Annotated in this window: 15 protein-coding genes; 7 read left to right on the top strand and 8 right to left on the bottom strand. The window is 63.6% G+C overall.

What is annotated here, in order from left to right; translation table 11 throughout:
- Nucleotides 1-11: 11 nt before the first annotated feature.
- On the bottom strand, nucleotides 12-584 hold the full coding sequence (locus BUA26_RS14920) for a TetR/AcrR family transcriptional regulator (RefSeq protein ID WP_255368397.1): 573 nt from the start codon (nucleotides 582-584) through the stop codon (nucleotides 12-14).
- A 179-nt stretch (nucleotides 585-763) separates the two neighbouring features.
- Between BUA26_RS14920 and BUA26_RS14915 the strand changes: the two genes are divergently transcribed.
- The 6 genes from BUA26_RS14915 to BUA26_RS14890 all read left to right on the top strand — a co-directional run bounded on the left by BUA26_RS14915 (nucleotide 764) and on the right by BUA26_RS14890 (nucleotide 7,361).
- Nucleotides 764-1,405, top strand: coding sequence for a class I SAM-dependent methyltransferase (locus tag BUA26_RS14915; RefSeq protein ID WP_072761677.1), 642 nt, complete (start codon nucleotides 764-766; stop codon nucleotides 1,403-1,405).
- A complete protein-coding gene (locus BUA26_RS14910; RefSeq protein WP_072761676.1) occupies nucleotides 1,402-1,638 on the top strand; it encodes a hypothetical protein in 237 nt (78 codons plus the stop codon). The genes BUA26_RS14915 and BUA26_RS14910 overlap by 4 nt, the downstream gene beginning before the upstream one ends.
- Before the next feature lie 464 nt (nucleotides 1,639-2,102).
- Nucleotides 2,103-3,263 carry a VirK/YbjX family protein gene (locus BUA26_RS14905; protein WP_072761675.1) on the top strand — a complete coding sequence of 387 codons (1,161 nt, stop codon included), beginning with the start codon at nucleotides 2,103-2,105 and terminating at the stop codon, nucleotides 3,261-3,263.
- Entirely contained in the window at nucleotides 3,251-3,823 is a 573-nt protein-coding gene (locus tag BUA26_RS14900; protein ID WP_072761674.1) for an RNA polymerase sigma factor, read from the top strand. Before BUA26_RS14905 ends, BUA26_RS14900 begins: the two co-directional genes overlap by 13 nt.
- Before the next feature lie 11 nt (nucleotides 3,824-3,834).
- Nucleotides 3,835-4,818 carry a FecR family protein gene (locus BUA26_RS14895; RefSeq protein ID WP_255368378.1) on the top strand — a complete coding sequence of 328 codons (984 nt, stop codon included), beginning with the start codon at nucleotides 3,835-3,837 and terminating at the stop codon, nucleotides 4,816-4,818.
- A 137-nt stretch (nucleotides 4,819-4,955) separates the two neighbouring features.
- Nucleotides 4,956-7,361, top strand: coding sequence for a TonB-dependent siderophore receptor (locus tag BUA26_RS14890; RefSeq protein ID WP_072761672.1), 2,406 nt, complete (start codon nucleotides 4,956-4,958; stop codon nucleotides 7,359-7,361).
- 418 nt (nucleotides 7,362-7,779) lie between these two features.
- Here the strand turns inward: BUA26_RS14890 and BUA26_RS14880 are convergent, their stop codons facing one another.
- Complete coding sequence (locus BUA26_RS14880; RefSeq protein WP_218587849.1) at nucleotides 7,780-8,676, bottom strand: LysR family transcriptional regulator; 897 nt, start codon at nucleotides 8,674-8,676, stop codon at nucleotides 7,780-7,782.
- 90 nt (nucleotides 8,677-8,766) lie between these two features.
- Between BUA26_RS14880 and BUA26_RS14875 the strand changes: the two genes are divergently transcribed.
- Complete coding sequence (locus tag BUA26_RS14875; RefSeq protein ID WP_072761669.1) at nucleotides 8,767-9,756, top strand: NAD-dependent epimerase/dehydratase family protein; 990 nt, start codon at nucleotides 8,767-8,769, stop codon at nucleotides 9,754-9,756.
- A gap of 109 nt (nucleotides 9,757-9,865) precedes the next feature.
- On the opposite strand, the gene BUA26_RS14870 is transcribed toward BUA26_RS14875, so the two are convergent.
- From BUA26_RS14870 to ldcA, 6 genes are read right to left on the bottom strand one after another with little or no spacing between them, the layout of a single operon-like run.
- The gene (locus BUA26_RS14870; RefSeq protein ID WP_072761668.1) at nucleotides 9,866-10,390 is read right to left on the bottom strand and encodes a phosphatidylglycerophosphatase A family protein; all 525 of its coding nucleotides are present in this window, start codon (nucleotides 10,388-10,390) and stop codon (nucleotides 9,866-9,868) included.
- Complete coding sequence (gene thiL / locus BUA26_RS14865; RefSeq protein WP_072761667.1) at nucleotides 10,387-11,355, bottom strand: thiamine-phosphate kinase; 969 nt, start codon at nucleotides 11,353-11,355, stop codon at nucleotides 10,387-10,389. Before thiL ends, BUA26_RS14870 begins: the two co-directional genes overlap by 4 nt.
- A gap of 26 nt (nucleotides 11,356-11,381) precedes the next feature.
- Nucleotides 11,382-11,933: a GNAT family N-acetyltransferase gene (locus BUA26_RS14860; protein WP_072761666.1), complete on the bottom strand. Its 552-nt coding sequence runs from the start codon at nucleotides 11,931-11,933 to the stop codon at nucleotides 11,382-11,384.
- Nucleotides 11,933-12,379, bottom strand: a complete 447-nt coding sequence (gene nusB, locus BUA26_RS14855) for a transcription antitermination factor NusB (RefSeq protein ID WP_072761665.1) — start codon at nucleotides 12,377-12,379, stop codon at nucleotides 11,933-11,935. Before nusB ends, BUA26_RS14860 begins: the two co-directional genes overlap by 1 nt.
- Entirely contained in the window at nucleotides 12,376-12,840 is a 465-nt protein-coding gene (gene ribE / locus BUA26_RS14850; protein WP_072761664.1) for a 6,7-dimethyl-8-ribityllumazine synthase, read from the bottom strand. Before ribE ends, nusB begins: the two co-directional genes overlap by 4 nt.
- Nucleotides 12,841-12,885: 45 nt before the next feature.
- Nucleotides 12,886-13,836, bottom strand: a complete 951-nt coding sequence (gene ldcA / locus BUA26_RS14845; protein WP_072761663.1) for a muramoyltetrapeptide carboxypeptidase — start codon at nucleotides 13,834-13,836, stop codon at nucleotides 12,886-12,888.
- Nucleotides 13,837-13,862: the final 26 nt, after the last annotated feature.

The following is a 13,862-nucleotide window of genomic DNA, read 5'->3' as shown; positions in this document are numbered from 1 at the left end:
CGTATCGGGACTCAAGCACGGTTCGTGCGCAAGATGGGCTCCACCAACGCCCGGTATGCGCCATCCGCTTCGCCCGCACTCGGTGCTGGCCGGCATTGCAGCCACCAGTCGATGACCACGAGGAACGTGGTGACGAGGTGTTTCGCCAAAAGTTCGGGCGGCATGGCAGGCATGGCCTGATCGAGTGGCGCTCGCCGGATATCGGCTTCGACCTGTTCGATCAGCAACCTCTCAAGACGCCGATGAACCTGCCGAAGGCCAGGCCGCGGCGCATCGACCGGCACGTGCTGGAGGTGTGCCTCGATGTGCTGCAGCATGGGAAGGCTGAAACAAAGCAGCCTGTCGACCGTATCGGATAATTCAGGCAGCCGATCGCGCGCGGCGGCAAGCACATGCCGGATGCTGCTGAGCAGCAGCTCTTCCTTGCCGTCGAAATGCGCATAGAAGGTCGATCGCGCCACGTTCGCGCGCGCAAGAATTTCCTTCACCACGATGGCGTCATAACTCTTCTCGTGGATCAATGTCGCCAGTGATCGATGCAGCAGAAGCTTGGTCCTGCTTACTCGGGAATCGGTCTTTCGCATGTCGCTCATCGGAGTCTGCCTGTGCTGGTCCGAACTGTTCCGGTTCGAACATTTCCGGACACCGCGCGGCTTCTTGTCCGGAATAGAACAATCCAGCCGCCGCTGTCCTTCTCGTGTCGCCCAGTCGGTATCACATTAGCGCACCACCGCAGAAGCGGCGATCGCATGGCAGCTCGATCATGACCGAATCAACACCCGCCACGAAAGGGCTCGTCCTGCATTCTCACGCGCGCTACTACGACTTCGTCGTGCGCATGCTGACGCTCGGACATGGCGGCACGTTGCACGAACGGCTCGTCGAGCTCGCGAGACTGGCTCCCGGCGAGACCGTCCTCGATGTGGGCTGCGGAACGGGCTCTCTTGCCCTGGCCGCAAAGGCCCGCGTTCGAGCGGACGGCACTGTGCACGGTATCGATGCCTCGAAGGAAATGATCGAGCAGGCCTCCCGCAAGGCGCAAAGGCGCCGTACACCGGTGGATTTCCGGATCGCCACGGTGGAAGCGCTACCGTTTCCGGACCGCAGCGTCGACGTCGTGTTCAGCACCTTGATGCTCCACCATCTGCCGCGGCCGCTTCGGCGCGCATGTGCGGGCGAGATAGGGAGGGTACTCAGGCCCGGCGGGCGCGTTCTCATGGCGGACTTCCAGGCGCCGGCGCGCCAGCGCGGAGGGTGGCTGGGACGCCTTCATCGCCACGGCTCCGTCACGGTGGAGGAAGTGCGCGAGCTTCTCGTCAGCACCGGTTTCCGCGTGCTGGAAAGCGGTCCCGTCGGCGTGGGCGATCTGCATTTCACCCTGGCTACATGGGAGGAAAATCGATGAGCCATGGCCGCCGAAAACTTCCCAGCTGGCTGTTTGTCATCGGCATCGCCTTGGCGATTGCCGTACACGCCGCGCTGTTCCTTCGCCTGGGCACATACGTAACGACGGCGGGCGCGCTCGTCGCCGCCGCACTGGTTATCGTTGCCAAGCACCTCGGCCTGGCCCGATGGTCGCGTCGAAAAACGCAGCGCTCCGATAACGCAGCGATGCACGACGATGAAGCGTCGCCGTGACGGCTGTGCTGCCGCGGCTGGCGAAGCGCGGCAGTGCTGGAAGATCTGAGGACGCCCCGATCTATTCAACGCAGGCATCACCAGTTCTGTCTGCCCGCGGAGCAAGGTGCGTCGACGCACGCGGGAGCGGCCAGAGACGGGCGCAGCTTTAAGGAGCGAGGAAGATAGGTTGGCCGCCTGTCGAGGAGGTGCACTGCGGAGATATGCGTGGACAGAATCGGCCTCAACCGATTGAAAACAAATGATAAGCGATTCAGGGGCGGCTTCATCTAAAGGTTTAAAGCAGCCTGTCCATGCTGCTTGGAGGATCAAACGGCTGGGTGTCTGTGTGGCGTCCAGCCGTTTTTCGGCAGCGCTGGCGATGGGCCCTTCATCGGAAGAATCCCAAGGTTTCATTGGCCATTTCAATTTTCGAATCCGCAAACGTCTTAAGGAGACCACAGCAACCACGCGGATCGAGCGCCTTGAACGAACTGAACAACCAAGCCGGGGTCGAGGCCATCGAAGCCAGCGGCACTTTCGTAGCAAGCGGTTACATGAATGCCGTGTTGCGCGCATTCGATGGCGGCCTGGGCGCTGTCGTCGGCGCTCTCCGTGCCTTGATCGCCGGGCAGCTTGCCAGCTTGCGCGATCCGGATCGCTCCCAGGCGGTGGCGAACTTCCTGCGTTCGTTGCGCGATCGCATGGATTGGCGCGGCAGTCCGGCCACCCGCCGCAAGATGGCCGCCAAATACATCGTCCGCGTGCTAGGCATGCCACGACTGCATGGCCGATATCTGGGATGGGTGTACGGCCACCCTGGCATGTGCGCCTACCAGCGCCGCGATCCCCGCGTGCTGGAGCGCCATTTCCACCGCTACATCCATTTGCGGTGGGATCGGCGTTTACGCCTGCAAAGCATTCGGCAGCATTACCGATTCGCACTCGCCCGCTTGCCCAGTGTGTTGTTCGAGGCGATCTACATCTATGGGAACGCGACGCTGGGCAGTTTGACCTTGAAGGACGGTACCCAGCTGAAACTTTGCCTGCGGCCACCGATCTTCATGGGATGCGAGGGTGAGTTGTGCATACAACTCAGCGACGCCGACGATCATCCGGTCTACCGCCTCATCCTGAGTGTGATCGATGACCGGCCCACGATCGCGATCGGCTGCATCCAGGGACCAGATGGTGCGAACGGCAAGGACAGGGTTCGCGACCTGACACGGAATATGCATGGCATGCGACCGAAGCAGTTGATGCTTTCACTGGCTTATGCGCTGGCCCGGCACTGGGGCATCGAGCGTATTTTGGCCGTGAGCAATGCCGCGCACCCCTTGCGCCGGACCCGCGACAAATTCCAGGCCGATTACGACGCGTTCTGGCTGGAGCAGAAGGGCCGAGAGGTGGGAGATGGCTGGTTCCTGCTTCCGGAAACACTGAGCCGGAAATCCGAATCGGAGGTCCCAAGCCATCATCGCTCCGCGTTCCGGCGGCGCGAGACCATGCGCATCGAAGCCGAGAGATTGCTTGTCGATGCACTTGAAACAGGTCTCCCGAGACGAAGCGCGGCTCTCGTGGAGGAAGAGCTAGAATCAAGCAGGCTCTTTCAACATGGCAGCCTGGGATCATCGTGGATAGGTTAGGCAAGGCCGGCGATGCCGGTACCGATGTTGCGGGGTCACCTGCACATGCCGTGCAGGTTGCAGAGCTGTTCCGCGAGCACAATCGCGCATTGATCGCTTTCCTGCACTGCCGGCTCAATTCCCAATCCGATGCGCAGGAACTCGCACAGGAAGCATACCTGCGCATGCTCACGCTGGAGCATCCCGAACAGGTGGGCTCTTTGCGCGCCTACCTGTTCCGGATCGCGGCGAACCTCGCCGTCGACCGATTGCGCATGCGCAAGGTGCGAAATGACAAGGTACGAGACGATATGCTGATCGAACAATCGACTGAAGATCTACACCTCGCCCCTGTTCCCGAGCGGCATGTGTCGACCATCGAACAGTGGTGCGAGTTGCGCAGGGCGTTGCGTGAGTTGCCCGCGAAGACCAGTCAGGCCTTCGTGATGCATGTGATCGAAGGGCGCGACTTCAACGTCGTCGCGCAAACCATGAAACTGAGTGAGCGCATGGTGCGCTATCACGTCACCAACGCGCTGGCGCACTGCCGCACGCGGGTCGACGAACTGGAGATGCCGTGATGGACAAGAGCATGGATGAGAAAATCTTGCACACAGCCGCCGATTGGTGGACGCGCCTGCGCGATCCCAACGGCGCAGGCGCGACGATGGAACAATGGCTGGAATGGACCAGTGCCGACGAGCGCCACCTTGAGGCTTTCGAGCGTGTGACCGAACTCGGCAACCAGCTTGGAACGCTGGATGACGCCACGCGGCAGCAGTTTGTGCGCGAGTTTGCCCGGCCGGGTCCCGTGCGGCGGCGCTGGATTCCGCTTGCGGCCGCAGCTTCCGCCGCGCTGGCGCTGGTCGGGGGCTATTTTGCATGGAATGGATTTGCAGCCAATACGGCGCCGCAGGTCTATGTCAACGCGGTGGCCCAGAATCGGAACATCACGCTACCGGACGGTTCGACGGTCGCACTGGGTGGGGCCTCCACGCTGACCATGCGCTTCAGCCACGGCGAACGCCATGTCGAGCTGGGCGGTGGCGAAGCGTTTTTCCAGGTCGTGCACAACATGCAGCGCCCCTTCGTGGTCACGGCGGGCAAGGTGTCCATTCGTGATGTCGGTACGGCTTTTGACGTGCGTCGCACCGGGCAACGCGTGACTATTGCCGTGACCCAGGGCCGTGTGCAGATTGCCGACCACGGTGGTGCGCCGGGTTCGAATGCGACGGGCACGGGCAGCCTCGAAGCCGTCGCCGGTCAACTGGTGTCTTACGATCCGGCCACGTCCGCCATGAGCATCGGCAGCATCACGCCCGAGCAGGCCACCGCCTGGCGAAGTGACCGGCTGGAATTCATCAACGAGCCGCTCGGCGTGGTGATCGCCAACGTCAATCGCTACAGCACGCGCCCGGTGCACATCGCCGATGCCGATCTCGAAACGCTTACCTATACCGGTACCATCAAGACGGGCGCCATCGATAGCTGGCTGGATGCCTTGCCGCAGGTCTTCCCCTTGCGTGTCAGCGAGAATGCCGGCCAGGTGATTCTCGCCAACCCGGAACGCAAGTAGGGGCAATCATTCCCCGCAAGGTTCGCGAAGGCATGGGTTGGCCGATGGCATGCTGATCCAGACGACAGGTATGCCGTGTGCCATTTCCCTTGGACGCATGTCAGACTCGCCATTTTCGCTGGGGGAAAGCGACTGTCATGGGCCGGGTTGCGTTGCTGTTCGTCTGCGGCTGTGTGTGGGTATCGTCTGTCGCACTCGCTGCCGCAGCAACACCGGCGCGTACGGCCTTGGCAACGCCGCAGATTCATTTCGCGATCCCGCCGCAGGCACTGTCCACCGCGTTGATCGCATTCGGCAAACAGGCCAACGTACAGGTGCTCACGGCGGGCGACACGACCGCCGCCTTTCGCTCAGGCGGCGTGAGCGGCACATTCACCCCGGATGCTGCGCTCGTCAGGCTGTTGCAAGGTTCAGGGTTGAGCTACGCGTTCATCGATGCGGGAACCGTGGTCGTGAAGCCGCGTCCACCTGAGTCGACAGGCTCGCCCTCTGCGGGAGCGACATCCACCCAGGCGAGCGTTGCGTATGCCAAGCTGCTTGCACCGATACGCGCCGAGGGCGTGGTCAAGCAAGACACGGGCTACATGTCCGGCATCACCAGCAGCGCCACCCGCACCGATTCCGATCTGATCGATGTGCCGCAGGCGATCAGCGTCGTCACGCGTGACCTGATGGATTCGCAACAGAACCGCACGGTGGCCGATGCGGTTCGCAATGTCGCGGGCGTGCAATACATCGACAGCGCCGATAGCTTGCCCAGTTTCCAGATACGCGGTTTCAACCCCGGTAACGGCATGACCGACGGCATGCCCAACAGCATCGCGGCCCTGGGCGACTTTCCGCCACTGATCGGCGTCGCGCGGGTCGAGGTGCTGAAGGGACCGGAGGCAATCCTGGGCGATTCCATAGGCAACGCCGATTTTGGTGGCCTGATCAATGTGGTGATGAAAAAGCCGCAGAGCCGCCCTGTACACGAGCTCAGCTACAGCGTGGGCGAGTACGGCGATACGCAGGCAGGCCTCGATCTGGCGGGTCCGCTGGGCAACAGCAAAGAGCTGACCTACCGACTGGTGCTCTCCGGCGAGTATGCCGATCGCACTGCCCAAGGCTATCGCGGCCAGCGCAGCAGCTACTTGGCGCCGTCGATCGGTTGGCAGAACGCGACGACGAAAATCATCGTCGGCGTCGAGCGCATCCTCAACCGATTGCCTATTCCCGATCACACTATCCTGCTGAATGGCTCCCTTTTCTCGGCCTCGCCGCCCGGCATCCTGGTCGGCAACCCGAGCGACCACTCGACATACCAGACGAGCCGTTTTTACTACATGCTCGAACACCAGCTGGGCGATGTCTGGACGGTCCGCAGCCGCGGTCAATACGTACGACAGTCGACCAACCAGCAGCAGTGGATCCTGAGCAATCCCACTCCGGCCGGGGATGTGAATGCCACTGCGGACGTGTATCGATATACCGATGCGTACTACACCTTGCAGAACGACATCACCGCCACGTTTGGGCACGGGCTGCTGACGCACACGATCGTGGTCGGATTCGACTATTCGCGTTCATTGATCGGCAGCAGCGACGATGTTTTCAGCGACTTCGGTGGCGTGCCGTACAACATCTTCGCCGGCGCTCCGCTTCCGCCCGCCAGATCGGTGGTTCAACCGACCAATGACGACCATGTGCCTGGAAACCCGTGGTCGGCCAACAGCGGTCTGTTTCTACAGGATCAGATCGCGGTGGGTGAATATGGGGATGTCTTGTTGGCGTGGCGCCGCTCCGCTTACGAACTTTCGACCTACGACGTCGACGGCAATCCGTGGAATCTGCACAAGACACAGTGGGTACCCAGTATCGGCTTGGTCTATAAGGTCACACCCGATATGGCGCTCTATGGCAGTACGGCGAAGGGTTTCCAGCCAGACACCCTCCTGGGGAAAAATGGACGCCCGTTGGCGCCCGCTCTGTCGCGCCAGATCGAAGCCGGGACCAAGTTTGATTTGTTTCAGGACCACGCGCTCCTGACGGTTTCGTGGTATCGCATCCTGGTGGATCGCAGCTACGATTTGTCGTCAGTGCAGCCTCCCTATTTTTTCATCCCAGGCCCGGGCCAGACGAACAAGGGGATCGAGGTCGAATTCGCCGGCCGGATCGCGCCCGGCCTGGACATCACGACCAGCTACACCCATGCGCGCATCAGCAATCACGATGGGACACAGCCGACGGGTGCGCCCCGGCAGCATTTCAACCTGTGGGCCAGTTATGGATTCCAGAGCGCTGCGCTGCGAGGTTGGGGCGTGGCGGGTGGCGTGCATGCGCGTAGCCGCAGTCTGGGACAGACCACGGACGACACGTATTTCGATATTCCCGGTCAGGCCAGCGTAGATGCCAATGTGTCGTACCGCGCGAAAAACTGGGGCGCGGCGCTGGGAGTGAAGAATCTGTTTGGCCGCAATCTGCTCAGCGACAATTTTGACGAGACGTTTGTACCGCTGCACAACCGGCGCACTTTCCTGTTGACCGGCACCTACGATTTTTGAGTACGCAACATGCTGCTTCAGCGGATGACTCGTCCCAGCGCGCTGAATCCGGGAACGTCCGAGAAGAAATCAATAGCGACAATAGCCATTTCAATTCTCGATCCCACAAACGTCATAGGGAGGACATGGCATTTATAGGGTCAAGCGCCTTGAACGAGCAGAACAGCTCCATTGAAAACCAACATGTCCCATTAAAGTTCGATACTGGGGATCTCTTTCGGTTCAAGCTTGAGATGGCCTTCTCGATAATCGAAGAGTCTCCGAGACTCGATACGTTGTGCCATGCGTTCTACGCTGCTCAGAGCTTGCGAAGGTCAGAAGTACTGGCTCCTTTCAGGGGCTTCGCATGGCAGGAGCCTATCAATCGCCTATGTACGGCCAGTAAGAAAGCGGCCTCCAGGCGCGGTGGCGACGCCCGTCACGCCTTGCCACCCACGTAAGCGCCAAGCGCCTGCACCAGATGGCCGTACAGCAAGCGCACGCGTCGACTCGTACGCAGGTCTTCGTGCATCACCAGCCAGGTGTCGAGTTCCAGCGCAAACGCATCCGGCAGCAGGTGCACCAGCTGGCGATCGCGTCGCGCGATCGGGCACTGGCAGATGCCGATGCCGAAGCCGGCGCGGATCGCCGCCAGCTGGGCGAGGTCGTTGTCGGTACGCAGGGCGAAGTCCTCGCGCGAGAACGGCAACCGGCTGCGCAGGGCGCGCAATGCGGGCGTTTCGCGGTCGAAGCCGATCAAGGCATGCTGCTGCAGATCTGCCACCGTCCGGGGATGGCCGTACGTCTTGAGGTAGGCGCGGTGCGCGTGCAGGCCCAGCGGAATGCCGCCGATGCGGCGCGCCACCAGGGCAGTCTGCGCCGGGCGCAGCATGCGCACGGCGATGTCGGCATCCTTGCGCAGCAGATCTTCGGACTGATTGGACAGCGACAGCTCGATGATGATGCCGGGATGCTGCCGCCGGAACGCCGCCAGCATCGGCGGCAACACCTCGGCACCCACCACTTCGCTGCAGGTCAGGCGCACCACGCCGCGGATTTCGTGATTGCTCGCGGAGGCCGCGCGCCGCAGCGCCGCCGAAGCCGCGGCCATCGCTTGCGCGTGAGGCACCAGTTCGTGCGCGTTCTCGGTTGGCGTGAGCCCTAGCGGCGAACGGGCGAACAGCGCCACGCCAAGGTCCGTTTCCAGTTGCCGCATATGCCGGCCGAGGCTGGGCTGGGTCATGCCAAGCGCGCGTGCCGCGGCGGACAGGCTGCCCTCGCGCATGACTGCGAGGAAAGAGCGATACAGGTCCCAGCCGGGTTCGTTCATTGCCATGCATTTATGTATAGCAGAAGTTCGATCTTGGTGAGTTTTCATTGGATCACGCCGGGATCAAGCTGGACGCACCTCGAAAGGAAAACGTCCATGAACAAGCCACGTATTGCTTTGATCCTGGGAGCCACCGGCGGCGCCGGCGGCGAGATTGCCGCCGCCCTGCTGCGTCGCGGCTGGCTGGTGCGCGGACTGGTGCGCGATGTCACCAGGCCGCGCTTGTCGGCAGAGATCGCATGGCACGCCGGTGATGCGATGAATGCCGACGACGTGATGCTGGCGGCGCGTGGCGTCGACGTCATCGTCCACGCGGTCAATCCGCCGGGCTATCGCGACTGGCACAAGCTGGTGCTGCCGATGCTGGACAACACCATCGCGGCGGCACGCTCGGCCGGCGCGCGCATCGTGCTGCCCGGCACCGTCTACAACTTCGGCCCGGACGCGCTGCCGCTGCTGCGCGAAGATTCGCCGCAGCAACCGCTGACCCGCAAGGGTGCGATCCGGGTGGAGCTGGAGCGCCGTCTGCAACAGGCGTCGGCCGATGGCGTGCGCTCGCTGATCCTGCGCTGCGGCGACTTCTTCGGCCCGCACGCCGGCAACAATTGGTTCGCGGCGATGGTGAAGCCGGGCCGGCCGGCGCGCTCGATCAGTTATCCGGGCGAGCGCGAGCTGCGCCACGTCTGGGCCTACCTGCCCGACGTCGGCGAAACCGTGGCTCGCCTGCTGGAACGCGAGAACGAACTGGCTGTGTTCGAACGCTTCCACTTCGGTGGCCACTGGGTCGATGCCAGCGCCATGCTCAACGCGGTAAGGCACGCCGTCGGCGATCCGGAGCTGCCGCTGCATGCCTTCCCGTGGTGGCTGGCGACGCTGGCGGCACCGTTCGTCACGCTGTTTCGCGAACTGCGCGAGATGCGCTATCTATGGCGGAAACCGCTGCAGCTGGACAATCGCAAGCTGGTCGCGTTCCTCGGCAGCGAGCCGCACACCGGATTGGATCAGGCGGTCGAAACGACTCTGCGTGGACTGGGATGCATCAACCGCGAGGCGGGCGCCCCTACGGGAAGCCCGGCATCAACGTGACGCGACTCGCGCAGGCAGGAACGCACCCTGCACGCGATTTTGTAGGAGCGACTTCAGTCGCGATGCTTTTCCCGTCTTGAAGCCAAGAGCATCGCGCACTAGTGCGCTCCTACGACAGAAAATGCAGTCCGCCTGCGAGTACCACTGCGGCGAAGACGCCGGCGAGCACGTCGTCGATCATCACGCCCATGCCGCCTTTCACGCGCCGGTCCAGCCAGCTGATCGGCCACGGCTTCCATACGTCGAACAGGCGGAAAAGCACGAAGCCGATCGCCGGCATCCACCACGCGGCGGCGCCGTTCGGCAACAGTGCGGGAATCAGCAGCGGCAGCAGCGCGATCCACAGGCCGATGAATTCGTCCCACACCAGACTGCGGTGATCGTCCACGCCCAGCGCACGGCCGGCCACGTTGCACGCCCACACGCCCACGCCGAAACCGACCAGCAACACGGCCAGATACAGCGGCAGCGACAGTTCGCGCAGCAACAGCCATGGCAGCAGTGCGGCCAGCGAACCGAATGTGCCTTGCGCGACGGGAGCGAGACCCGAGCCGAAACCGCAGGCCAGCCAGCCGGCCGGCGTCGCCAGCAAGGCGCGGCGTTGTTCTCCACTCAGCGTTTTCTTCGCGCTCATGCGAAATGCTCCCAGCCCGGTCGATCCGTTGCCAGCCATTCGCCATCGGTGCTACGCACACGCACGCCTGCGCCTTCGACGATGCGGCCGATCTTGGTCACACCGCAGCCCAGTCGCGATAGGTCGGCCTGCACGTCGGCGAGCCGTTGTGCAGGCACGCTGAAGCACAGCTCGTAATCGTCACCGCCGCTCAGCGCGAACTGCAGCGCGCTGGCTTCGTCGTACAAGGCCATCAACGCCGGCGATCGCGGCAGCAGCGCAGCGTCGATCTCGGCACCAACGCCGCTGGCGACACAGATATGGCCCAGATCGGCGAGCAAGCCATCGGAGATATCGACGCAGGCGCTCGCCTGGCCGCGCAAGGCGGCACCGGCAGACAGACGTGGCGTGGGCAGATTGAGCCGCCCGATCAGGAATTCGCGCAAACCCGCGCGGCTGTCACCATCGTCCAGCGATTGCTGCAGCGCATGCAGTCCGGCGGCGGCATCGCCCAGCGTGCCGGTGACCAGCACCGCATCGCCGACTCTCGCACCGGCACGGGTGAGTGCCTTTCCCGGCGGCACGAAACCATGCACAGCCACGCTGATGGTCAACGGTCCGCGGGTGGTGTCGCCGCCGACCAGCGCGAGCCGGTGCGATTGGGCCAGCTTCGCAAACCCTTCGGCAAAGCCCTCGACGAAGGCGACATCGGCGCTGGGCAAGGTCAGCGCCAGCAGCGCCCAGGCGGGGTTCGCGCCCATCGCCGCCAGATCGGACAGGTTCACCGCCAGCGCCTTCCAGCCGATATCGGCAGCGGCAGTACCGGGCGGGAAATGCACACCCTCGACCAGTGTGTCGATCGCGACCGCCAGCTCCTGTCCGGCCGGTACCGCAAGCACGGCAGCGTCATCGCCGATCCCCAGCCGCACGTCGTCGCGCGGCTGGGTCGTGCGCTGACGGATCAGTTCAATCAGATCGAATTCCATCAACGAATCGCCCGAGGGGAAGCTGGCTAACGGGTAAAAACGAGGGCGGGACTGTCGTGGTAGACCGTTTCCTGCCACAAGCGGAAGCCGGCTTTCTCGGCAACCCGGATCGAGGGCAGGTTCTGGGGCGAGATGATGCACACCACGCGCAGCTCGGGAAAATGTTTCTGGCTCCACGCACTGATCGCCGCCACCGCCTCACTTGCGTAACCGTTGCCGTGCGCCTGCGGCGCCAGCACCCAGCCGAATTCCAGCATGCCTTGCAGCGACGGTTGTATGTCGCGCTTGAAATCGGCATAGCCGATATCGCCGATGTAGCGGCCGCTGCGCTTTTCCTCGACCGCCCAGCAGCCGTAGCCAAGCAGGCTCCATAGCCCGACATACTGCAGCAGGCGCTTCCAGACTTCCTCGCCCGTGAACGGGCGACCCCCGCCGATATAGCGGACCACCGCGGGATCGGACCAGATCGCCATACAGGTGGCGTAGTCATCCGCCCGGTGGGCGCGCAGCCGCAACCGCTCGGTTTCGATCACCGGCACCTGTCCGACGGACGGCGAATCTGCCACGACGAAGGACATCAGCCCCGCTTCTCGACCGCACGCAGGCTGCTGGCAAGCTTGTCCAGCACGCCGTTGACATAGCTGTGGCCGTGATCGGCACCGAACCGCTTGGTGACTTCGATCGCCTCGTTGATGACGACGCGGTACGGCACGTCGGGGCGATATTTCAGTTCGTACGCGGCCAGGCGCAACGCGGCGCGTTCGATCGGATCGATCTGCGCGACCTCGCGGTCGATATGCGGGCGCAGGCATTCGTCAAGCACGTCGACATTCGTTTCCACACCGTGCAGCAGATCCTCGAAGTACTCGAGATCGGCCACTTCCATGTCCTGCTCATGGCGGAACTGGTCGATCACCGCGTTCATGTGGCTGCCGCTCATCTGCCACGCATACAGCGCCTGCAAGGCGCGGCGGCGGGCGCGCGAGCGTGCGGCCAGATCGAGTCCCTGCGGCGGCTGACTCATCCCAGCTTCCCGTACAGGTTGACCATTTCCAGCGCGGCGATCGCCGCATCGGCACCCTTGTTGCCGGCCTTGGTGCCCGAGCGCTCGATCGCTTGCTCGATGCTGTCGGTGGTCAGCACGCCGAACGCCACCGGCACGCCGGAACTGTATGCGGCCTGGGCCAGGCCCTTGGCGCATTCGCCAGCGACATAATCGAAGTGCGGCGTGGAGCCACGAATCACCGCGCCCAGCGCGATCACCGCCACGTATTTGCCGGAGTTCGCCAGCTTGTGCGCGGCCAGCGCGATCTCCCACGCACCCGGTACGCGAACCAGCTCGATCGCGTCGTCCTTCACGCCGTGGCGCACCAGCGCATCACGCGCCCCGGCCACCAGCGGCTCGACCACAAAGCCGTTGAAACGGCCGGCGACGATGGCAAAGCGGCCTTTTGGCGTGGCGAAATCGCCTTCGATGATCTTCATGGGTTGCTGTTCCTGTGGGCGATAAGCCCATGCTGGTCGGCTATTTTACGGGTTTTCGACGGCGCTGACCGGCGCGGGCCGATCGAGGTGCGGATAGCCGGCGAAATCCAGCTGCGCAAGGCCGTCCGCCACCCGCAGCCGCGCCGGCGCTCCGAACGGCAAGGTGAGTTGGTCCATACCATGGCCGTGCGGCATGCCGGCCACGACGGGAATCCCAGCCACGGCGCGGATCTGCGCGAACGCCGCGTCCAGGTCATAGCCATTGTCGCGCGCACCGGGCTGGCAATGGCTGAAGTCGCCCAGCACCAGCGCCTGCTGCCGGCCAAGCACACCGGACAGATGCAGTTGATACAACCATCGCTCGATGCGGAACGGCGGCTCACCGACATCTTCGACGAACAGGATGCCGCCATCGATCTGCGGAAAATACGGCGTACCGAGCAGGCTGCACAGCACCGCGAGATTGCCGCCCCACAGCGGGCCTTGCACGTCGATACCGGCGGTCCCTGTGCCTGACCACGCCGCGGTGGATGCCGGTGAGGTCAAGGTGCGCCAGAAGTGCTGCCAGGTGAACTCACCGCAGGGCTCCTCCCCCAAGTCCGCCAGCAGCGGCCCGCTGAACGTGCACAAGCCGCTCTTTGCAAACAGCGCCAGCTGCAGCGCGGTGAAATCGCTATGCCCCACCAGCAGCGCGGACGCATCGACCAGCCGTTCGCGCAAGGCGTCGTAGTGCAGATGTGGCAGCAGGCGCGAGGCGCCGTAGCCGCCGCGGGTCACCAGCGCGATATCCGGCAATGTCTCCATCGTCGCCAGCGCGTTGATATCCGCTGCGCGTTCGGCGTCCGTGCCGGCGAAGCGCAGCTCCGTTCGCTCCAGTACCTCGAGGCCATCCACGACACAGCCCGCTTCACGCAATCGCGTCACACCACGCATCATCGCAGCGAGGTCACAGGGGTAGCCGGAGGGGGCGATCAGGCGGATGGTGATATCGGGCATGGCGGGACGTCGTCCGGAAAGCTCGA

It is taken from the genome of Rhodanobacter sp. OK091 (genome assembly GCF_900142825.1).
In the GTDB taxonomy this organism is placed as follows: Bacteria; Pseudomonadota; Gammaproteobacteria; order Xanthomonadales; family Rhodanobacteraceae; genus Rhodanobacter.
The sequence above is the reverse complement of the archived record's forward strand: the minus strand, read 5'-3'. Positions and strand labels throughout refer to the sequence as shown.